Raw genomic sequence first — 18,688 nt, 5'->3', positions numbered from 1 at the left:
CGGGAGTTCCGTGGACGTTCAGTAGGGAGACTAGATCGTGGTTGCTCCACCCAGGCGGCCGAGAATGAGGCCGACCTGCAGAGTGAAAGCGGAACGGCCCTCCGTGGGCTGGTATCCGGTCAGCTCGGTGATCTTACGTAGACGGTAGCGCACCGTGTTCGGGTGCACGAAGAGCAACCGGGCCGTGGCCTCCAGGGACGTGCCCTGTTCGAGGTAGGTCGCGAGCGTGTCGAGGAGCGGTGTGCCCATCAGCGGCAGATAGACGTTCTCGATCAGCTGTTCCCTGGCGTCGGCGTCGCCGTCGATCGCCCGCTCGGCGAGCAGATCCTCGGCGTGGACCGGCCGGGGTGCGTCCGGCCACCCGGAGGCCGCCCGCAGGCCGGCGATCGCCGCCCGTGCCGAACTCGCGGCCGCCTGCAGATCGTTCACCTCCGGCCCGATCACGATCGGGCCGGGACCGAAGCGCGGCAGCACGTGCTTGGCCGCGGTGCTGACACTGTCCGCCCCGCCCACGATCACGATCAGCCGGTCGTTCTGGACCCCGGCCAGCAGGTCCAGCCCGGACCTGCGGCCCCGGTCGCGCAGCCCGTCGACCACCGCCTGGGGGTCGTCGTCAGGCGCCTGTCCGGCCAGCACCACGATGGGGGAGGAGGTCCAGCCGAGCGCGGCCGCCCAGGAGTGCAGACCGTCGTCGACCTCGCCCCGGACCAGCGCGTCCACGATCAGCGCCTCCAGCCGCGCGTCCCAGGCGCCGCGCGCCTCCGCCTCACGCGCGTAGACCTGGGCGGCGGCGAACGCCACGTCGCGGGTGTAGCGGAGCATCGCCTGCTGGAGCTGGTCCTCCCCGCCGGGCGCGGCCAGATCCCCGGTCTGCGCCTCGACCACCTCGACCACGACTCGGACGATGTCCACGGTCTGCTGCAGCGAGATGGAGCGTTTCAGCTCCCGGGGCGCGGTGCCGAAGAATTCGATGCTGGGCGTCGGGCGGCCCTCTCCGGCGTGCTGGAACCACTCCACGAACGCAGCGATCCCCGCCTGGGCCACCAGGCCGACCCAGGATCTGTCCTCGGCCGACAGGGCGCGGAACCACATCAGCCGGTCGTCCATCCTCGACATGGCGGCCGTACCCAGGGTGCCCATGGCCCGTTCGAGCCTGAACGTGGTGTCTTCCCGTATCCGATCCTGGTCGAGCTCTTCTCCGCCGAGCTGGACCACGACGTCGCTGTGTTTGCTGGCTCGTTCGTTCCGCTCCCTCACGTCACTAAGAGTGCCAGGTCGCGCGGGATGCGCCAGCCGTTGTCCGGAACGTCGGGCGGGTGTCCGGTCCGCGGGCCGTCCGGAGAGGATGGCCCGCGCGGGTCTCCGGCCCGTACGGCGGGGCGCGGTGCGGCGCCTCGCCGGTCCCGGATCATCAGATGACGGCGACGGCGGTGATCAGGCCGATGGCCAGGTAGATGACGGCCAGGAGGCAGGCGCCGGGCTGGAGTTCTGGCTCCCTGACCAGCTCGCGTACCGAGAATCCCGCGACCTTGTCGAACACGATCCTCGCCACCGTCTGTACGGCGATGCCCACCAGGCCGAACACCGCGGTCGCGAGCAGGCCCTCGTACAGGACTCCGCCCGAGGACCAGATGGAGGCCGCGACGATCAGCCCGACGGCCGCCAGGCCCGATCCGGTGAGCAGGGTGGCGTTGGAGTTACGGTCGGACCTGATCAGCCGGCTGAGCTTGCCGGGGACAGCCATGTCGATCACGTAGAAACCGGCGATCAGCAGGATCACGCCGAGCGCGGCGTAGGAGGCGATGGCGAGCGCGCCGCGCCCGAGGTTCTCGGTCAGCGATACCATCTCGGCGCCGGCCGGGAGCGGGACGGGCGGGGGGATGGGACTCATGTAACTCTCTCCACAGGTCAGAGTTCGATGCGGTGCGGGACGAAGGACGACGTGTCGTCGGTGATGAACCCTGAGGTCTCACGGATGCCGGCTCCGGCCGCCTCGTCGTGAATGACCCAGGCGCCCAGCACGGGACGCCAGCCGTCGAAGACGGGCAGTGCCTGGAACTCCTGGTAGACATGGCCCTCGGCGCCGTAGCCGCCGGGAGTCTCGACGCGGCCGTCGGGGGTGACGATCCGCATGCTCGCGCCCTCCCTGCCGAGTAGGGGCTTCACGATGTAGGAGGACATGTCGCGAGGGCCGTCAAGGTAGGCCGGGAGCAGGTTCCGATGGCCGGGATACAGCTCCCAGAGCACTGCGAGCAGCGCCTTGTTGGACAGCAACATCTTCCACAGCGGCTCGATCCAGCTCATTGAGACCTGCTGGCGCACCGCATGAGCGCCGAACGGGTCGGTGACCGCCCACTCCCACGGGTACAGCTTGCAGAGCGAGCGGATCACCCGGCGTTCCATGTCCACGAACCGCAGATTGAGACCGTCCCAGCCGATGTCCTCCATGGCCACGGCGAGCGTCTTCAGCCCGGCCTGGTCGGCGGTCTCCTGGAGATAGGCGAGGGTCATCGCCTCCTCGCCGGTCTGGTCCATGCTGGTCCAGGCGAAGTGCGCCGGCCCGGTGGGCAGGCAGGCCGCTATCTGCTGCCATCGGGCGATCAGCCGCTCATGGATGGAATTCCACTGGTCGTCGTCCGGGTAGCGGTCCCGCAGCCAGAACCACTGCACGACCGAGCTCTCCAGCAGGCTGGTCGGGGTGTCGGCATTGTATTCCAGCAGCTTGGCGGGGCCGGTCCCGTCGTAGCGCAGGTCGAACCGGCCCAGCAGGTGAGGATCGTTCCGCTCCCAGGAGCGGGCGATCTCCGGTGCCACCCATTCGGGGATGGCGAAGTCGGCGTAGCGGCCGTGTTCGATGACGTGCTCCACCGCGTGCAGGCACATCCGGTGCAGTTCCTCGACCTGGTTCTCCAGGTCGAGGATCTCGTCCATGGAGAAGACGTACTGCACGCCCTCGTCCCAGTAGGGGCGGTCAAGGCCGCCGGGGTGCGCGGAGCGGTGGTAGGCCAGCCCGTGACTCTCGATGATGCTCTCCCAGCCGTCCCGGGGGAGTGAGGTCTCGCGTCTCATCGGTTCGGGCTCAGCTCCCGCCGTGCCAGCCGCCGTGGCCACCGAAGCCGCCGCGCTGGATCACCGTGCCCCGGTGGCTTGTGATGTTGACATCCGAGGGACGGATGAGGGTGCCGCCTCCCATCCGTACCCCGGATCTCATGCCCCCGTAGTACCACCTGTAGGCGCCGTGGGATCCGTGGTAGGAGGAGTCATCGCAGTAGTCGTCGTCGACGACCGTGTAGGACCCGTCCGCCTGGCCGCTGCCGAGGTCCACGCAGTCGGCGCCGACCTCCTCGTAGTCGTTCTGAGCCGCGCAGTAGCTGATGAGGAGCAGCGAGACGACGCCCAGCCCGGTGACCGTGATAACCGTGGACGCCTTGGTGCCCGGAGGCTTGGACGTGGATTCGCTGGGAGGGTCCGGCTCTGCCGCCAGTGGTTGGTCTGGTCCTACGGCCATCGAACTCCAATGAGATGTGTCGTCGTAGGCTATCGATGTGGTTTTGTCTGTTCAACCATGGTAAATGGATCGGCACCCATCGAGACTGTCGGTGTCGCGGCGTAACGTCACAGGTGTGGACCGTACCGATCGGCTTTACGCTCTGGCCGAGGAACTCCGCGCGATCTCGCCCCGGTTCCGGTCGGCGCGTGAGCTCGCCGCCAGGTTCGAGGTGAGCGTCCGCACGGTCGAGCGCGACATCTCGGCGCTTCAGCGGTCGGGGGTGCCGATCTGCGCCGAACCCGGCAGACGCGGCTGTTACGTCCTCGACAAGAGGATGTCCCTGCCCCCGCTCAACTTCACCTCGGCCGAGGCGGTGGCGGTGGCGGTGGCGCTCGAACGGGCCGGGAACGACCCTCTCGCCCTCCATGCCCGCAGTGCCCTGCGCAAGCTGACCGCCGCGCTGTCGCCCTCCGGGGACGCCGGGGCGGGGAAACCGGCCCGGGCGCGCACGGCCGTCGAACCGGAGCCCTACCCCCGGGTGTCGCGAGTGATCGAGCAGGCGCTTCTGCACCGCAGGGTGCTGCGGATCGAATACGAGGACAGGAAGGGCCGGACCACCACGCGCGAGGTGGAGCCGGCGATCTTCGTGGGCGGACGCGGCGGCCACTGGTATCTCGTGGGCATGTGCAGGCTCCGGCAGGATGCGCGAGTCTTCCGGCTCGACCGGATCCGCTGGGCGGAGGAGACCGAGGAGGTCTCCCCCGAGCATCCACCGGAGCGTTTCTCCCCGCAGATTCCCCGGGTGCTCACGGGGAATCTGGACCTCGGATGAGATCGTGAATTCCCCCGCCGGAGGCCGCCGAATCAGTGCCGGCGGGAGGGGCCGGCCGGATCGCGATGACGGGAGGCGTCCCTCGCCGGTCAGGACGCGGAGCAGGTGATGCCCTTCGAGGGAGTCTTCCCGTCGATCAGGTAGGTGTCGATGACCTTCTTCACACAGGTGTCGCCGGACAGGTACGCGCCGTGGCCCTCGCCCTTGTAGGTGACCAGCACACCTGTCCCGAGTTCCTCGGCCAGCTTCGGCGCCCACTGGTACGGCGTGGCGGGGTCGCCGGTGCCGCCGATCACCACGATCGGCGCGGAGCCGGCGGCGTTAACCTTCCTGGCCTCGTCGCTGCCCGGGACCGGCCACGCCGCGCAGATGCTGCCCATGCCCTGGCTGGCGAACAGCGGGGAGATCTTCACCGCGTCGGCCTGGGTCGTGGCAAGCTCCTGGGGAGTCGGCCGTTCGGCGGTGTCGACGCAGCTGATGGCAGGGAAGCTGCTCATGAGACTCGAGTAGGACCCGTCGGGCTTGCGGCCGTTGTAGCTGTCGGACAGGGCCAGCAGGATCCGGCCGTCGCCCTTGAGCCCCTGGCCCAGCGCGTGCTCCAGTAGCGGCCACGTCAGCTTGGAGTACAGCGCGGCGACGACACCGGTGTTCGCCAGTCCCTGGGTGAGCTTGCGATCGCGGACCGGCAGCGGATTCTTCTGCAGGTCGGCGAGGAAGCTGTCGACGTTCTTGTTGGCGATGGTCACGTCGGAGCCGAGCTCGCACTGGCCCGGTCCCTTGACACAGTCCTTCAGGAAGGCCTCGTAGGCGTGCTGGAACCCGGCGGTCTGAACCAGCGTGCGCTTGTCCAGGCCGACGCTGGGGTCGAGTGGGGCGTCCAGCACGAAACGGCCCACGTTCTTGGGGAACTGGGTCGCGTAGACCGCGCCGAGCTGCGTGCCGTACGAGATACCGAAGTAGTTGAGCCGCCTGTCGCCCACCGCCTCACGGAGCCGGTCCATGTCCCGGGCGGCGTTCACCGTGCCGACGTAGGGGAGGACCTTACCGGAGGTCCGCTCACAGGCGTCGGCGAACTCCTTGATGGTCCTGTCCATCTCGGCCTGCTGCGCCGGTGTGGTGGCCAGGCTGTCCATCGAGGTGAACCTGTCCATGATCTGGTTGTCGCCGCACCTGACGCCGGAGCTGCGCTCCACTCCGCGCGGGTCGAAGCTGACCAGGTCGTAGCGGGCGCGCAGGGTGCCGAAGACCTTGTAGGCCCTGGCCAGGGTGTCGACCCCGGACGCGCCGGGGCCGCCGAAATTGAAGACCAGGGAGCCGAGCCGCCGGCCGGGACCGGTGGCCCTGATCCTGATCACCGCGATGTCCAGGGTCTCGCCGGTGGGTTTGGCGTAGTCGAGTGGGACCTGCAGCTTTCCGCACTGCAGGCTGGGGTCGGGCTTGGCGGGAGCCTGCCCGTCCGGACGTTCGATGTCGGTGCACGTGCTCCAGGCGATCAGGTTCGACGGCTCGGCCGGGCTCTGGACGGAACCCGGCGTGGAAGGACCGCCTGCGGCGCCGTACCCGTCGGTTGCGGCGTCGCCGTTGCCGCAGGCGGCCAGCGTGGTGGACAGGATCGCCGTCACGCCGGCGGCCGCCAGGATTGTTCGCACGGAATGCTCCCCCTCGAATCGTTCGCCGGGGGAAGCGATTCAACACTAACCGGGCGGGCCCTTCCACAGAAGGACCCGCCCGGCGAGGATCACAGCCCCATGGACTGAGTGTCGTTGCTTTCCGCGCCGCCCGCCTCGGTAACGCCGTTCTTCAGGTGATACTTGGCGATCGCCTCGTTCAGCACCGTCGCGTCGAGTTCGCCGCGCCGGACGAGCTGGGTGAGCACGGCGAGCGTGATGGACGCCGCGTCCACGTGGAAGTGGCGGCGCAGCGCCGACCGGGTGTCCGACAGGCCGAAGCCGTCGGTGCCGAGCGAGGTCCAGTCACCCGGAACCCACTGGGCGATCTGGTCCTGCACCGCGCGCATGTAGTCGCTGACGCCCACGAACGGACCCTGGGCCGCCGACAGTGCCTGGGTCACGTACGGCACGCGCTGCTCGGAGTCGGGGTTGAGCAGGTTGTGCTCCTCGGCCGCCAGCGCCTCGCGGCGCAGCTCGGCCCAGGAGGTGGCCGACCAGACCTCGGCCGCCACGCCCCACTCCTCGGCCAGCATCCGCTGGGCCTCGATGGCCCACGGGCCGGCCACGCCGGACACCAGGATGTTGGCCTTCGGGCCCGGTGCGGCCGGAGCCGCGGCGAACCGGTACAGGCCCTTGAGCAGGCCCTCCACGTCCAGGTCGGCGGGCTCGGCCGGCTGGGGGTAGGGCTCGTTGTAGACGGTCAGGTAGTAGAAGACGTTCTCCGGCTGCTCGCCGTACATCCTCCGCAGGCCGTCCCTGACGATGTGGGCGACCTCGAAGCCCCACGAGGGGTCGTAGGACACCGCCGCCGGGTTCGTCGAGGCGATCAGCGGGGTGTGCCCGTCCTCGTGCTGCAGACCCTCACCGTTCAGCGTGGTGCGGCCGGCGGTGGCGCCGAGCAGGAAGCCCCGGCCCATCTGGTCGGCGAGCTGCCACATCTGGTCGGCCGTGCGTTGCCAGCCGAACATCGAGTAGAAGATGTAGATGGGGATCATGTGCTCGCCGTGCGTGGCGTACGCCGAGCCCACGGCGATCGTCGAGGCCATCGAGCCCGACTCGCTGATGCCCTCGTGCAGGATCTGACCCTCGGTCGACTCCTTGTAGGACAGCAGCAGCTCGCGGTCCACGGCTTCGTAGGTCTGGCCGTGCGGCGAGTAGATCTTGGCGGTCGGGAAGATCGCGTCAAGACCGAAGGTGCGCGCCTCGTCGGGGATGATCGGCACGAACCGGTGACCGATCTCCTTGTCGCGCATCAGGTCCTTCAGCAGCCGGACGAACGCCATGGTGGTGGCGACGTTCTGCTTGCCGGAACCCTTCTTGAGCTGCGCGTAGGCAGCGTCACCGGGGAGCTTGACCGGCTTGGCGCGGACCACGCGCTTGGGCAGGAAGCCGCCCAGGGCCGCGCGGCGCTCCTTCATGTATTCGATCTCGGGATCGTTCTCGCCCGGGTGGAAGTAGGGCGGCAGGTCACCCTCGAGCGCGGAGTCGGGGATCGGCAGGTAGAGCCGGTCGCGGAACTCCTTGAGATCGGCCTTGGACATCTTCTTCATCTGGTGCGTCGCGTTGCGCGCCTCGAAGTCCTTGCCGAGCGTCCAGCCCTTGATGGTCTGGGCGAGGATGACCGTCGGCTGGCCGACGTGCTCACGGGCCGCCTTGTAGGCCGCGTAGACCTTGCGGTAGTCGTGGCCGCCACGCGAGAGCTTGCGGATTTCCTCGTCCGACAGGTGCTCGACCATCTTGCGGAGGCGGGGGTCGCCGCCGAAGAAGTCCTCGCGGATGTAGTCGCCGCTCTCGACGGAGTAGGTCTGGAACTGGCCGTCGGGGACGGTGTTCATCTTGTTGACCAGCACGCCGTCGACGTCGGCCGCCAGCAGCGGGTCCCAGTCGCGGCCCCAGACGACCTTGATGACGTTCCAGCCGGCGCCGCGGAAGTAGGACTCCAGCTCCTGGATGATCTTGCCGTTGCCGCGCACCGGGCCGTCGAGACGCTGCAGGTTGCAGTTGATGACGAAGGTGAGGTTGTCGAGCTCCTCGCGGGCGGCCAGGCCGATCGCGCCGAGCGACTCCGGCTCGTCCATCTCGCCGTCGCCCAGGTAGCACCAGACGTGGCTGCGGCTGGTGTCCTTGATCTTCCGGTTCAGCAGGTAGCGGTTGAACCGGGCCTGGTAGATCGCGCCGATCGGGCCGAGGCCCATGGAGACCGTGGGGAACTCCCAGAAGTCCGGCATCAGGCGCGGATGCGGGTAGGAGGGCAGGCCCTTGAAGCCGTGCGACAGCTCCTGCCGGAAGGCGTCCAGCTGGGCCTCGTTGAGGCGGCCCTCCAGGAACGCCCGGGCGTAGATGCCCGGTGCGGCGTGGCCCTGGATGAAGACCTGGTCACCGGACTCGCCGTGGTCCTTACCGCGGAAGAAGTGGTTGAAGCCCACCTCGTAGAGTGACGCGGCCGAGGCGTAGGTGGCGATGTGGCCGCCGACGTTGGTGCGGGCGTTGGCCCGGGTCACCATGACGGCCGCGTTCCACCGGATGTAGGCGCGGATCCGGCGCTCGACGTATTCGTCGCCGGGGAACCAGGGCTCACGTTCCGGAGGAATGGTATTGATGTAGTCGGTGCTCCGCAGGCCGGGCACACCGACCTGGTGTTCGCGGGCCCGCTCCAACAGGCGGAGCATCAAATAACGGGCCCGAGTGCGACCTTCCGTCTTGATGACGTTGTCGAGCGACTCGAGCCACTCCTGGGTCTCACTGGGGTCGACATCAGGGAGCTGGCTGGGTAGGCCGTCGCTGATGACCGAGAAACGCTGGCGTCCGGAAGCCACTGGGTCTCGCCTTCCGAGGATGGACTTTTGTCTGGTGTAGGTCGTCTTCCATCCTGGTCTCTTACCCCGGAAAGTGCATCTTTACTGACCGGTAACCAGGAAGTCCCTGCTGGCAGGGGCATATAAGTGGCCTAGACCACCGATGGTAGGACGAATTGTCACCAAAGCGTACATGGACGGTCCTCTTTTCTGGAGGCCCGGGGCGTGCGAATCCGAGGTTCCCCGGCGCCGGTCCGTTCCGGGGGAGACGCCGGGGGCCCATGTGGCGGCGGTGGTGGCACCTGCGACGTACGGCGCCGCGGCCGGCGCCTGAAGACCGTGGAGAAGGATCCGGCCGACTCTCCGGGCCGGTAAAGAAAGATCATTCAGCCGAGCGATATAAAGTACGTTCCCCCTTATACGGTGCGGTTCGGCGGCGGATGTGCGCATCTCGTGTCGCCCAGACAGCGCGCGGTCGTCGTCCCAGCTCAGGATGGATCGTAGGATCGGGTATGTGAGATCTCAGACAGTCGAGGTGGTTACGGGTTCCCGCGAGCGGGTGCACGATATTACCTCCGAGTGCGAGAGCTTCGTCCGGTCATGCGGGGGAGACGGTCTGCTGAACGTCTTCGTGCCGCACGCGACCGCGGGGGTCGCGCTGATCGAGCTCGGCTCGGGCAGCGACGACGACCTGATCGCGGCCTTGAAGGATCTCCTTCCGGCCGACGAGCGATGGAGGCATGCGCACGGATCCAGAGGGCATGGCCGGTCGCATGTCATGCCTGCTCTCATACCTCCGTACGCCACCGTCCCGGTTCTGTCCGGGCGGCTCGCGCTGGGCACCTGGCAGTCCATCGCCGTTGTGGATCTCAACATCGACAATCGGGAACGCCAGGTCCGTTTGTCATTTTTGTCGGGCTAATTCATACGTAGCCCAGTCGTTGCCGTGGCGACCGTTGACGACCGAGGGTCACAGCGTGTGGACTGTGCCGAAGCACTTTGAGCACCGTGTAATTGCGGGGCCATCCAAGCAGGAGGGACAAACGTGAGCGCGACCGCGGGTCAGGCGCAGGGCGAACGCGGCCTGGCCGAACGACTCGGTCTCAAGCCGGGTCAGGTGGTGCAGGAGATCGGATGGGATGAGGACGCCGATGACGATCTGCGCGACTCCATCGAGGAACTGACCGGCAACGAGCTTGTCGATGAGGACTTCGAGGACGTCGTCGACGTCGTGCTGCTGTGGTGGCGCGATGGTGACGGCGATCTGTTCGACGCCCTGAGCGGCGTGTTGACCAACCTGAGCGAGGGGGGCCAGATCTGGCTGCTGACCCCCAAGGCGGGGCGGGACGGGCACGTGGAGCCAAGCGACATCGGGGAAGATGCCACGACGGCGGGTCTTTCGCAGACCAGCAGCATCAGTGCCGCCCCTGACTGGTCAGGAACGAGACTGGCCACGCCCCGGGCGCGTCGCTAAGGGTCCTCGCCTTGCCGTACGGCTCTCGCGAGCCGTACGGCATGATGATGACTTTGCAGGTCATCCGATGAAAGGACCTTTACATGGCAGTCGAGGTGGGATCTCCGGCTCCGGACTTCGAGCTGAAGGATCAGCACGGCACTCCGATCAAGCTTTCGGACTACCGAGGCAGGAAGGTCGTCCTGATCTTCTACCCTCTCGCGTTCAGCGGCGTCTGTCAGGGTGAGCTCTGCGTCATCCGCGACGAGTTCATCGCCACCGTGCCCGAGGACGTCCAGGTGCTGACCGTCTCGGTCGACTCGATGTTCACCCACCGTGCCTGGGCCGACCAGGAGGGATACACCTTCCCTCTGCTCTCCGATTTTTGGCCACACGGACAGGTCGCCCAGGCGTACGGTGTGTTCGATGAGGAGAAGGGCCTCGCAACACGGGGCACTTTCATCATCGACGGCGAGGGCGTGGTCCGCTGGAACGTCGTGAACCCGATTCCAGAGGCGCGTGACATCGCCGAGTACCGCAAGGTGCTCGCCGAACTTCCCTAAGCGGTGATCCGGCGGACGCTCACGGAGCGTCCGCCGGTCTCGGACTTTCCGGAGGCGACCATGCCCTGCTTCTCCTGCGGGGCCAGGCAGACCGACCCGATCCGTGGTGCCAGCCCGTGGAAGCGAGGAGTGCGCCGGGAGGCTCAGGTGCTCATCTGCCCGGACTGCCAGCGCACCCACGATCTCGATCTCGACACCTGCTCCTCCTGCGGCTCCGTCGCGCTCATCTGCCGACTCGGTGAGGTGGAGTGCCGGTCCTGCGGATCGGTACGGCCGACGCGGACCGGTGAGCAACTGGCCGTGTCCTACGCTCCCGGCCTGGCGGATGAGGTCGAAGCGGCGCTGAACCGAGTCCTCGGCCGCGTCCATTGACGCTGGTGAATTAGCTTTATGTGCGTATATGGGCACGTGGAGCGACCCGCCGATCTTTCCATGCGCTAGGGTCGGGCTCGATCTCGCCCCTTCGACCCGCTGGATGCGTGCATGAGCTCCTCCGTTGTGGCCCTTGACGTCGGCGGCACGTCCATGAAGGGCGGTCTCGTCACCCGTTCGGGTGAGATCGTTCTCACCGACCGTCGCGAGACCCCACGCGGTGAAGGGCCCGCCGCTGTCGTCGAGGTGATTCGGTCCTTCATCGCCGACCTCGCCGCCGCAGGCGACGGCACCCCCGCAGGAGTCGGTCTGGCCGTGCCGGGGCTGGTCACCGCCGACGCGGCCCTCTACTCGGCCAACATCGGCTGGCGCGACGTCCCGGCAGGTGACTTCGTCCCGCTCGACGTGCCCGTCATGCTCGGCCACGACGTACGCACCGGCGGCCTCGCCGAAAGTGTGCTCGGTGCCGGCCGCGAGGTATCCGACTTCCTTTTCCTGCCCATCGGGACGGGCATCGCGGGTGCCGTGATCCTCGGTGGCGAGCCGTACGGCGGGACCGCCGGATGGAGTGGTGAGATCGGTCACACCCCGGTCTTCCCCGACGGTGAGACGTGTGCCTGCGGGCAGCTCGGCTGCCTGGAGACCTACGCCTCGGCCTCCGCTGTGAGCCGCCGATACTCCGCCCGTGCCGCCTCGCCCGCCACGGCCGAACAGGTCGCCGCGCTGACCCTCTCCGGCGACCCCCTGGCCACGGAGGTGTGGGACGACGCCGTGGAGGCCCTCTCCCTCGCTCTGGCCACGTACACGCTGCTCCTGGATCCCTCCGCGATCGTCCTGGGCGGCGGTCTGGCCGGAGCGGGCCCCGTCCTGTGCGACCCGCTGGCCGTCCGCCTCCGCGAGCGCCTCACCTTCCGCGACGCCCCTCCGCTCCGCACGGCCGCCCTGGGCGTCAACGCGGGCATGCTCGGCGCGGCTCTTCTCGGCTGGCGGGCGGCCGGAGCCCCCGACGCCGGCGCCACCTGGCCGGTGGATGTGCTGAAGTCCCGCCGGGTGGCGTAAAGTGTTGTCCCGTCTGTCGTACGGGATTCCCGGGCGCTTAGCTCAGCGGTAGAGCGCTCGCCTTACAAGCGAGATGTCACTGGTTCGAACCCAGTAGTGCCCACCAGCCAGAACCCCCCGTTCCTGATCTTCGGAACGGGGCGTGAGTGACTAACTCCCGAAGATGTCGCCCATCGCCTCCACGCCCTGCATGAGCACCGGCCGGATCTGCTTCCTGTAGACCGTCTCCGTGACCACCGTGTTCCGATGGCCGACGAGCCGTGAGATGTCCTCGATGGGGACGCCGGAGTCCGACAGCAGCGAGACGGAGCTGTGCCGCATCTCGCGAGGAGTCCAGTCGGTGCCACGGAGTCCCGCCTTCTCGATACAGCACGAGCAGGCCACCCAGACCTACCGCCTGGGCACACGCCCGCGCCGGAGAAGCCCAGCCCGCCTCAGAGCGCTGGGCCAGGCGAGCACGGCCTTGGCGAGCATGGCCGGAGCCGACGAACCTGCGTACATGCACTGGGTCAGCGCCGACGAACCCCAGGTGCGAGGACTGCTGACCCGCTATCCCATGCGCGCCTGAATTCTCTGAACAGTGGATTGCCGGGTCAGCTCTCGTGGGTTTCCGCGCCAAGGAACTGTAGGTTCAGGACGTCTTTTGAAAAGCGGACTCCGGTGACCTTGCTGGCGAGGGCGAACGCGTTCGCGAACGTGAAATCCGGGTGCGAGTTCCCGGATTCGTCATGGTCGGTGTCCAGCCCCGCCTCGCGCATGGCGTCCAACCAGCGGTCCGGGTTGCTGCCCCAGCGATGCTGCGGGGCGATGAGATGGAAGTATGTGGCCGTCTCTCCGTCGATCTCGTGGATGAACTCTTCCGTGGAGTATTCGTGCCGGGTGATCACGACCATCTCTGTTCCGTGGGACAGTCTGGCCCGTACGTCGGGATCAGCGGCCAACCATCCCAAAGGTTCAACGATCAGGGACCAGCCGTCGATTTGTACGGCACCTATGTAACCGGGCAGGGCCCGGGTGGAGGCTTCCGCTTCTGCGAACGCGCGTCCGCACACCTCGTCGAAGGTCACTTCCTCGATTGTGCCCGAAACGGTCCCGAACCGGGTGAGCGCCTCAAAGGGGGGGATACCCCGCACGAAGGACACACAGTAGATCTCTCCCAAGTCCTCGTCGAGCCAGCGGAACTCCGCGTAAGGGTCGGTCACTTCAACTCCCTTGATCAGGTAGGTGGCATGATGCCAAGTGGTCGCGGATCGCCTGCCCAGGCCGTGCTGCAACCAGTACTTCACGGCGTCGGCCACCGTGTAGTGGGTCGGTGCGATGGCCGGGCCGTCGTCATAGCCGCGGATGATCTCCTTGAGCCTGTCTTTGGCTTCGGTCTTGGTCCTGCTGCCGGCCTTCTCGACGATGTGCTTCCCGGCGGGGGTGTAGCCGACCGTCGCCGAGGCGATCCAGCACTCTCGCTGCTCGTCCCGGTACAGGCCACCGTTTCCCCGGCTGCGTCGTGCGGTCATGATGCCCTCACTTCCCGTTCGAGTAGAGCGATGTAGTCGGAGTCGGCCACGACTCGCCGATGATGCACTTGCGCCGCTACGAGGACGACGGCCTGTCGACCGATTCGGCTACCACGTCTCCGAGCTGTGAAGCACCGGTCGGGATGTCTGGGCGGATGACCCGCGAGAGCGCGCGAATTCTAGGTGACGAGCCGGACGGCAATCACCCTGAGCAGCGGTAGATCGCATGGCGGCGGGGTCGTGAATGAGAACGATTTCCGGGGCCTTTTCTCCGCTTTCTGAACCCTGAGCAGAACTCCGGGTTTCCGGCACTCTGTGCTTATCGGGATCCATGGATAGGATTCGCGTGGATCATGAGATGCCTTGATCGACCCTGGTTGGAGTTGCCGTGATTTCGAAAGAGCGGACCCCGAGGAGTTCGATCGGCGCACCGGGTTTTCCGTTGATCGGCTCACTGGTGGTCATTGGACTGCTGCTGTTGTACGGGGCAAGCTTTCCCAGTGGCGGCCCTCCTCTGTGGGTGTTGCCTGTTCTCCTGGCGTTCTTCGTACTAGGTGTGATCTGGTTCGTGCGCCTCGCCGTGGAGGTTTTCAATTCGGAAGGTCGGCCTGGTGTCAAACGAAACCTGTTGCGCTGGGCAGCACCGGCGATCGTCGGAATTCTGGTGTTCGCGCTGACTGCCGTGGGGCCTGGAAGATTCAGATTCTCCCTGTCCGAGGAGAGCTTCGAGAAGGTCGCACGGTCAGCGGTAGCGGGAAGCGCCGACTGGAGGATGGATGCCGCGACGCTCGGGCTGTTCGAGATCTCCTGGGCCGAACGGCATGAGGGCACGGTGCGCTTCGCATTGGCAGGCGGGGGAAATGGCATTCACGCTCATGGCTTCATCTGGAGCCCGCACGGGGAACCTTCACTGCCGAAAGAAGAGGAATACAAATCCGACGTCGAGCACTACTACGGCCCCTGGTACCTGTGGAGCGAGAACTTCTGAGTCGTGGGTGACCAACTGGGTGACAACGACCCCGGACGGGCCGGACAACGGTGGATCGCTGTGGACCGTACGCCCAGGCCAGGGCCGATATCAGCCCTGGTCGGTTCGCTGTGCGGATCGCCAGGTCAGCGAGTTACCTCAAACGGGGCTCGGCTCCCCCCTGACGGAGTCTGCTTCATCTGGGTCAGATCGCGTGGGAGTCTGCAGGTCATCGCATTGCCCAAGTTCCGCAGCGTCTCGACTGGAAATCTTGCCCCTCGGATAGGGTGACACGAGGCAGGCCTCCGCCAGGAAGATCGTTCTCGACGATGTCGTTCCCATTGGTCCCGGACTTTGTAATCTTCCAATAGCAACTGCTCGACACGGGCGCGGTCACCTTGTAGTTGCCGGCGGCGATGTCCTCGCCAACGACCCATGTGCCATCCTCAATCGTCTCAAGTAGTCGCTGTACGGCTGGCGCTGTCGTCTCCGGGACGGGCTCTGACGGATTCTCCGTCTCGGACGGTTTCTCTGCGGCGCGTGCCTTGGCTGGGTTCTGCTTGGACGGCTGGACAAGAGTCGTATGTCCTGAGGCCGGTTCGTTTCTGGCGACGGATCCGACCACAGCGACACACCCGAACAGCAACAGGAGCGGAGCGCTGGCTACGAGGAGCCAGAACACTGGGCCGTTACCCCGGGGCGGCGGAGACGGGGGCGGGTAGCCGTAACCGGGCTGACCATATTGTGGTGGATAAGACTGCGCTGCGTAGCCGTATCCCGGTGCCGGTTGCTGAGGATGATCGTAGCCTTGCTGCTGTGGCTGCTGGCCGTATGGTTGTTGACCTTGGGGTGGGTGATGCACAACGTCTCCGGTTTTATGGCGGTTTGTATGTGACGCCTGAGACGTGCGTTCGGATCACCTGTGACCGGATCCGGCCATCCCGTAATCAGGGATCAAGAGATCGACCCACTTCACCGAAAGTAGGCGACCTACACTCGTTGGTATGAGCGTCATGCGTGAGGAACTGCATCACCTGGTGGATCAGCTGCCGGAGGCGGAGTTGCGCCCGGCCTTGGAGCTCATCCGCGGTCGTTTGGGTGAGGATGAGCCGGGCGAGCGCGACCTTCCGTTCTTCGCGTCGTTCGAGGCCGCCCCAGATCTTGCTGAGCGGCATGAAGAGATCCTCCGCTCGGAGTGGGGCCGCTGACGTGCTCCTGTGTGACACGGGTGTCCTTCTCGCCGCAGGCAACGTGAAGGACCAACATCACCGGGCGTGTCTGAAACTCCTCCGGCAGGCTGAAGGTCCACTGCTCGTGCCGTCTCCGGTGATGGGCGAGGTCGGCTATCTCCTTGACTCTCGCGTAGGTCCACAGGCCGAGGTGACGTTCCTCAAGTCGTTCGGCGGTAACGGTTTTCACGTGGCCGAACTGGAGGACGAGGACTTGCCGCGCATGGCGCAGCTCGTCGAGACCTACCTTGATCTGCCGTTGGGGCTCGTCGACTCGGCAGTGATCACCATCGCTGAACGCCTTGGACTGAAAGAGATCGCCACGGTGGATCATCGACACTTCAGAGTGGTCCGACCTCGCCACATATCGGCATTCAGGTTGCTGCCGGATTGAGCGGTGGCATGCTGCACCTGAGTGACTATCTGGGTGACAACGACTATGGGCAGAGCCGGACAACGGTGGACGGCCGTGGACCGTGCGCCCAGGTCGGAGCCGGTATCGGCCCTGGTCGGGTCCTCGCTCGGATCGCCTTACAGGCAAGATGCCGCTGGTTCGAACCCAGTAGTGCCCACCACAAGCCCGTGACCTGTTAAGACGGGTCACGGGGCTGGTCACGGTGTCACGTCCTGCTTCAGCACTTGGCGGCCACCCGGGTCCAGAGGGAGGGCGCCGATGAGTCATTCGCCGTTGCGCAGATCGGACAGGCTTTTCGCTGAATACCGCACGTCTTCGAAACGGACGGTGCAACCGTCGCCCATGGGCGACTGCGCCAGGAAGCCGATCTCCGGATTGCCGTCGAGTGTGAAGTACCTGATGAGGTGCCAGAAGTCTTCACCGTTGGAGATGTGGAAGCTGAAGGCGGTGCCCACCCGTGAGATCCGCAGCCGGATGTCGTCGCCTTCGACGGTGAAGGAGTTGCAGTCGTCGGACACCTCGCGGGTCACCACCGAGACGACCGTGGGCTTACCCTGCGGGGAGAGCTCCAGGCAGAATTTCGCCCAGGTGCGCTCGTCGGCATACAGCAGCAGGACCCCGGCGTCATAGGTCGACAGCAGATCGAGTCTGATGCGTGCGCTCAGCGTGAAATCCCCGTCGAGGCGGCCGATCAGGGCGGGAGCATTGGCGAAGCGGCCGGGGCCGCCCGGGTCGGTGAACAGATCTGTGCCGGGGCCCGCGGCGATGGTGAGGGCGTCGTCTCCGTCGACGCTCCATCCCGTGGGCCGATTCAGCCAGCGAAGAGGTGCGGGAAAGGCTGCCAGAGCGATCGGCTCGTTCATCAGGTACCTCCAGCGTGGAGACCCCCGCCCCCAGGCGGGGGAGGAAACGCGGCACGGTGCCGCACTTCTGGGTGGGTGGTGTAGCCGTAGCCGTCTGCTCGTTGGAGCAGCCGGACGTGGCGGTGGTGGATGCCCTGCACCGTGCCGTGCCGGGTGGTGATGTTGAAACTGCCGGTGCTGCGGACCGCGACGCGGCCGCAGTGGACACCGGTCTTCTTGCCGCTCGGGACGACGGCGCGGACCAGGTCGCCGGTGGCGAACCCCTTGACCTGCCTGGTCCGGGGCAGCCGCAGCCGGGGAAAACCGTAGCGGTCGGTGCAGGTACGGGCGTAGGTACCGCGCCCGGTCGCCTTGACCACCAAGACCGTCGACGGCCAGGCGGTGACGTTCTCCAGGGGGCCGACGTGCAACGCGTCAAGGGTGTGCGACTTCGGCGCTTGGGTGCGGGAGCGGTTCCACTTCGTACGACCGCCCGACGCCGTAGCAACGGGCAGGCCGGTCGCCTCCAGTGCCCGCCACAGCGCCCACCGGGTGGCGTTGACGGCGGCAGCGTCCCGCAGCGGAGTCTTTGCCTGCTTGAGGATCTTCGCCAGCAGGGCGGGTTTGCCTTTCAGGAACTTCTGCACCGGGGTGGCGTTCTTCGCCTGGTTGCACGGGATGCAGGCCAGGGCGAGGTTGCTGATCCGGTCGGAGCCACCCCGGGAACGCGGGTGAATGTGATCAATGTTCAGCGGCACGTCCTGGACGCCGCAGTAGGCGCAGGTGCGCCCCCACTTGGCGAGTAGGTATTCGCGGACCTCGTACCCGGCGAGAGTGCCCTGCTGGTACTCCACTCCTACGAGGGGCCTGCCAGCCGACATGGCGTGAGTGTCGAACGCGACCCGCTCCACATGCACGGCGGTGACGGGTGCCCAACGGGTCAGCCGTGACATCCACGACAGGGTGGTGTCGACGCGGTGCCGTAGCGACGGCGCCAGCCACCCCTTCGGCTTGGTCCGGTTGTTGAACCGGGGCGCGCGGTAGCGCAGGTTCCGGGAACGACGCCCCCGGCGCAGCGCGGCCCGCGAGGTGAGCTTGTCGCGGATCGCTCCGCCACGGTGGTCGAGCTGGATCGCATACTTCCCGGTCCGGCCCCCGTTGTGTTCGGTGAACACCGCGAGGCCAGTGTGCTTGGAGCCAGGGTCGATACCGACCGCGACACCCTGGACGGTGGAGTCGGCGGCGGCGCGGTCACGCAACCGGATGACGAACGGGGTATGGCGGTGAACCACAGCCCGCCCGGCTGCCAGCAGGCGGCGGGCACGAGCAGGATGGCACGGGTCGAGCGGGTGGCCGTGCTTGTCCAGGACGAACACGACAGGGTGAACCGTAAGGCGGAACCTGTCAATTTGATCAAGGCAGTTGAGCTGGGCTAATTCTGTGTCGGCTGTTCTGGCGTGTCCTTCTGCTCGTTCGTGTCGTCGTTCTTG

The 18,688-nt window shown here is 66.7% G+C and carries 20 protein-coding genes and 1 tRNA gene; 11 read left to right on the top strand and 10 right to left on the bottom strand.

The window, feature by feature from the left end; genetic code table 11:
• Window positions 1–30: 30 nt before the first annotated feature.
• The 4 genes from ACIN94_RS23825 to ACIN94_RS23810 all read right to left on the bottom strand — a co-directional run bounded on the left by ACIN94_RS23825 (window position 31) and on the right by ACIN94_RS23810 (window position 3,508).
• On the bottom strand, window positions 31–1,140 hold the full coding sequence (locus tag ACIN94_RS23825; RefSeq protein WP_400710147.1) for a PucR family transcriptional regulator: 1,110 nt from the start codon (window positions 1,138–1,140) through the stop codon (window positions 31–33).
• A gap of 271 nt (window positions 1,141–1,411) precedes the next feature.
• The gene (locus ACIN94_RS23820; RefSeq protein WP_400709799.1) at window positions 1,412–1,891 is read right to left on the bottom strand and encodes a DUF350 domain-containing protein; all 480 of its coding nucleotides are present in this window, start codon (window positions 1,889–1,891) and stop codon (window positions 1,412–1,414) included.
• A gap of 17 nt (window positions 1,892–1,908) precedes the next feature.
• A complete protein-coding gene (locus ACIN94_RS23815; RefSeq protein WP_400709796.1) occupies window positions 1,909–3,069 on the bottom strand; it encodes a glutathionylspermidine synthase family protein in 1,161 nt (386 codons plus the stop codon).
• Between the two features lie 10 nt (window positions 3,070–3,079).
• Window positions 3,080–3,508, bottom strand: a complete 429-nt coding sequence (locus ACIN94_RS23810) for a hypothetical protein (protein ID WP_400709793.1) — start codon at window positions 3,506–3,508, stop codon at window positions 3,080–3,082.
• A 115-nt stretch (window positions 3,509–3,623) separates the two neighbouring features.
• Here ACIN94_RS23810 and ACIN94_RS23805 point away from each other — a divergent pair, with 115 nt between their 5' ends.
• Window positions 3,624–4,322, top strand: a complete 699-nt coding sequence (locus tag ACIN94_RS23805) for a helix-turn-helix transcriptional regulator (RefSeq protein ID WP_400709790.1) — start codon at window positions 3,624–3,626, stop codon at window positions 4,320–4,322.
• Between the two features lie 89 nt (window positions 4,323–4,411).
• Here ACIN94_RS23805 and ACIN94_RS23800 read toward each other — a convergent pair whose 3' ends face one another.
• Together ACIN94_RS23800 and aceE are read right to left on the bottom strand one after the other, a co-directional pair.
• Window positions 4,412–5,971: an alpha/beta hydrolase gene (locus ACIN94_RS23800; RefSeq protein WP_400709787.1), complete on the bottom strand. Its 1,560-nt coding sequence runs from the start codon at window positions 5,969–5,971 to the stop codon at window positions 4,412–4,414.
• An 89-nt stretch (window positions 5,972–6,060) separates the two neighbouring features.
• Window positions 6,061–8,808 (bottom strand): pyruvate dehydrogenase (acetyl-transferring), homodimeric type, encoded by a 2,748-nt coding sequence (gene aceE / locus ACIN94_RS23795; protein WP_400709784.1) that lies wholly within the window; start codon window positions 8,806–8,808, stop codon window positions 6,061–6,063.
• Window positions 8,809–9,301: 493 nt separating this feature from the next.
• Here aceE and ACIN94_RS23790 point away from each other — a divergent pair, with 493 nt between their 5' ends.
• The 6 genes from ACIN94_RS23790 (at window position 9,302) to ACIN94_RS23765 (ending at window position 12,340) form a co-directional block, all read left to right on the top strand.
• Window positions 9,302–9,709 carry a secondary thiamine-phosphate synthase enzyme YjbQ gene (locus tag ACIN94_RS23790; RefSeq protein ID WP_400709781.1) on the top strand — a complete coding sequence of 136 codons (408 nt, stop codon included), beginning with the start codon at window positions 9,302–9,304 and terminating at the stop codon, window positions 9,707–9,709.
• Between the two features lie 123 nt (window positions 9,710–9,832).
• Window positions 9,833–10,261 (top strand): DUF3052 domain-containing protein, encoded by a 429-nt coding sequence (locus ACIN94_RS23785; RefSeq protein WP_400709778.1) that lies wholly within the window; start codon window positions 9,833–9,835, stop codon window positions 10,259–10,261.
• 83 nt (window positions 10,262–10,344) lie between these two features.
• Window positions 10,345–10,803, top strand: coding sequence for a peroxiredoxin (locus tag ACIN94_RS23780; RefSeq protein WP_400709775.1), 459 nt, complete (start codon window positions 10,345–10,347; stop codon window positions 10,801–10,803).
• Window positions 10,804–10,863: 60 nt separating this feature from the next.
• Entirely contained in the window at window positions 10,864–11,175 is a 312-nt protein-coding gene (locus ACIN94_RS23775) for a hypothetical protein (RefSeq protein ID WP_400709772.1), read from the top strand.
• A 111-nt stretch (window positions 11,176–11,286) separates the two neighbouring features.
• A complete protein-coding gene (locus ACIN94_RS23770; RefSeq protein WP_400709769.1) occupies window positions 11,287–12,234 on the top strand; it encodes an ROK family protein in 948 nt (315 codons plus the stop codon).
• A gap of 31 nt (window positions 12,235–12,265) precedes the next feature.
• Window positions 12,266–12,340 (top strand) — tRNA-Val (locus tag ACIN94_RS23765).
• Between the two features lie 44 nt (window positions 12,341–12,384).
• On the opposite strand, the gene ACIN94_RS23760 is transcribed toward ACIN94_RS23765, so the two are convergent.
• A complete protein-coding gene (locus tag ACIN94_RS23760; protein ID WP_400709766.1) occupies window positions 12,385–12,555 on the bottom strand; it encodes a hypothetical protein in 171 nt (56 codons plus the stop codon).
• A 19-nt stretch (window positions 12,556–12,574) separates the two neighbouring features.
• Here ACIN94_RS23760 and ACIN94_RS23755 point away from each other — a divergent pair, with 19 nt between their 5' ends.
• Complete coding sequence (locus ACIN94_RS23755) at window positions 12,575–12,802, top strand: hypothetical protein (RefSeq protein ID WP_400709763.1); 228 nt, start codon at window positions 12,575–12,577, stop codon at window positions 12,800–12,802.
• A gap of 25 nt (window positions 12,803–12,827) precedes the next feature.
• Here the strand turns inward: ACIN94_RS23755 and ACIN94_RS23750 are convergent, their stop codons facing one another.
• Window positions 12,828–13,745: a DUF6461 domain-containing protein gene (locus ACIN94_RS23750; protein ID WP_400709760.1), complete on the bottom strand. Its 918-nt coding sequence runs from the start codon at window positions 13,743–13,745 to the stop codon at window positions 12,828–12,830.
• A 388-nt stretch (window positions 13,746–14,133) separates the two neighbouring features.
• Here ACIN94_RS23750 and ACIN94_RS23745 point away from each other — a divergent pair, with 388 nt between their 5' ends.
• The 3 genes from ACIN94_RS23745 (at window position 14,134) to ACIN94_RS23735 (ending at window position 16,335) form a co-directional block, all read left to right on the top strand.
• Entirely contained in the window at window positions 14,134–14,733 is a 600-nt protein-coding gene (locus ACIN94_RS23745) for a hypothetical protein (RefSeq protein ID WP_400709757.1), read from the top strand.
• A 983-nt stretch (window positions 14,734–15,716) separates the two neighbouring features.
• Complete coding sequence (locus ACIN94_RS23740; RefSeq protein WP_400709754.1) at window positions 15,717–15,920, top strand: hypothetical protein; 204 nt, start codon at window positions 15,717–15,719, stop codon at window positions 15,918–15,920.
• Window positions 15,886–16,335 carry a type II toxin-antitoxin system VapC family toxin gene (locus ACIN94_RS23735; protein ID WP_400709751.1) on the top strand — a complete coding sequence of 150 codons (450 nt, stop codon included), beginning with the start codon at window positions 15,886–15,888 and terminating at the stop codon, window positions 16,333–16,335. Before ACIN94_RS23740 ends, ACIN94_RS23735 begins: the two co-directional genes overlap by 35 nt.
• A gap of 284 nt (window positions 16,336–16,619) precedes the next feature.
• On the opposite strand, the gene ACIN94_RS23730 is transcribed toward ACIN94_RS23735, so the two are convergent.
• The gene (locus ACIN94_RS23730; protein WP_400709748.1) at window positions 16,620–17,219 is read right to left on the bottom strand and encodes a DUF1349 domain-containing protein; all 600 of its coding nucleotides are present in this window, start codon (window positions 17,217–17,219) and stop codon (window positions 16,620–16,622) included.
• Window positions 17,219–18,574 carry an RNA-guided endonuclease IscB gene (gene iscB, locus ACIN94_RS23725; protein ID WP_400709745.1) on the bottom strand — a complete coding sequence of 452 codons (1,356 nt, stop codon included), beginning with the start codon at window positions 18,572–18,574 and terminating at the stop codon, window positions 17,219–17,221. The genes ACIN94_RS23730 and iscB overlap by 1 nt, the downstream gene beginning before the upstream one ends.
• Between the last annotated feature and the right edge of the window lie 114 nt (window positions 18,575–18,688).

The sequence above is a fragment of the Streptosporangium sp. NPDC087985 genome (genome assembly GCF_044741965.1).
Taxonomy (GTDB): Bacteria; Actinomycetota; Actinomycetes; order Streptosporangiales; family Streptosporangiaceae; genus Streptosporangium.
Note: the sequence above shows the minus strand (reverse complement) of the source record. Positions and strands in the feature narration are given on the sequence as shown.

Excerpts from the sequence above, each read along its gene's own strand:
- ACIN94_RS23825 (WP_400710147.1), bottom strand. The coding sequence starts at position 1,140 with ATGGGCACCCTGGGTACGGCCGCCATGTCGAGGATGGACGACCGGCTG.
- ACIN94_RS23820 (WP_400709799.1), bottom strand. The coding sequence starts at position 1,891 with ATGAGTCCCATCCCCCCGCCCGTCCCGCTCCCGGCCGGCGCCGAGATG.
- ACIN94_RS23815 (WP_400709796.1), bottom strand. The coding sequence starts at position 3,069 with ATGAGACGCGAGACCTCACTCCCCCGGGACGGCTGGGAGAGCATCATC.
- ACIN94_RS23810 (WP_400709793.1), bottom strand. The coding sequence starts at position 3,508 with ATGGCCGTAGGACCAGACCAACCACTGGCGGCAGAGCCGGACCCTCCC.
- ACIN94_RS23780 (WP_400709775.1), top strand. The coding sequence starts at position 10,345 with ATGGCAGTCGAGGTGGGATCTCCGGCTCCGGACTTCGAGCTGAAGGAT.
- ACIN94_RS23775 (WP_400709772.1), top strand. The coding sequence starts at position 10,864 with ATGCCCTGCTTCTCCTGCGGGGCCAGGCAGACCGACCCGATCCGTGGT.
- ACIN94_RS23770 (WP_400709769.1), top strand. The coding sequence starts at position 11,287 with ATGAGCTCCTCCGTTGTGGCCCTTGACGTCGGCGGCACGTCCATGAAG.
- ACIN94_RS23760 (WP_400709766.1), bottom strand. The coding sequence starts at position 12,555 with ATGCGGCACAGCTCCGTCTCGCTGCTGTCGGACTCCGGCGTCCCCATC.
- ACIN94_RS23750 (WP_400709760.1), bottom strand. The coding sequence starts at position 13,745 with ATGACCGCACGACGCAGCCGGGGAAACGGTGGCCTGTACCGGGACGAG.
- ACIN94_RS23740 (WP_400709754.1), top strand. The coding sequence starts at position 15,717 with ATGAGCGTCATGCGTGAGGAACTGCATCACCTGGTGGATCAGCTGCCG.
- ACIN94_RS23735 (WP_400709751.1), top strand. The coding sequence starts at position 15,886 with ATGAAGAGATCCTCCGCTCGGAGTGGGGCCGCTGACGTGCTCCTGTGT.
- ACIN94_RS23730 (WP_400709748.1), bottom strand. The coding sequence starts at position 17,219 with ATGAACGAGCCGATCGCTCTGGCAGCCTTTCCCGCACCTCTTCGCTGG.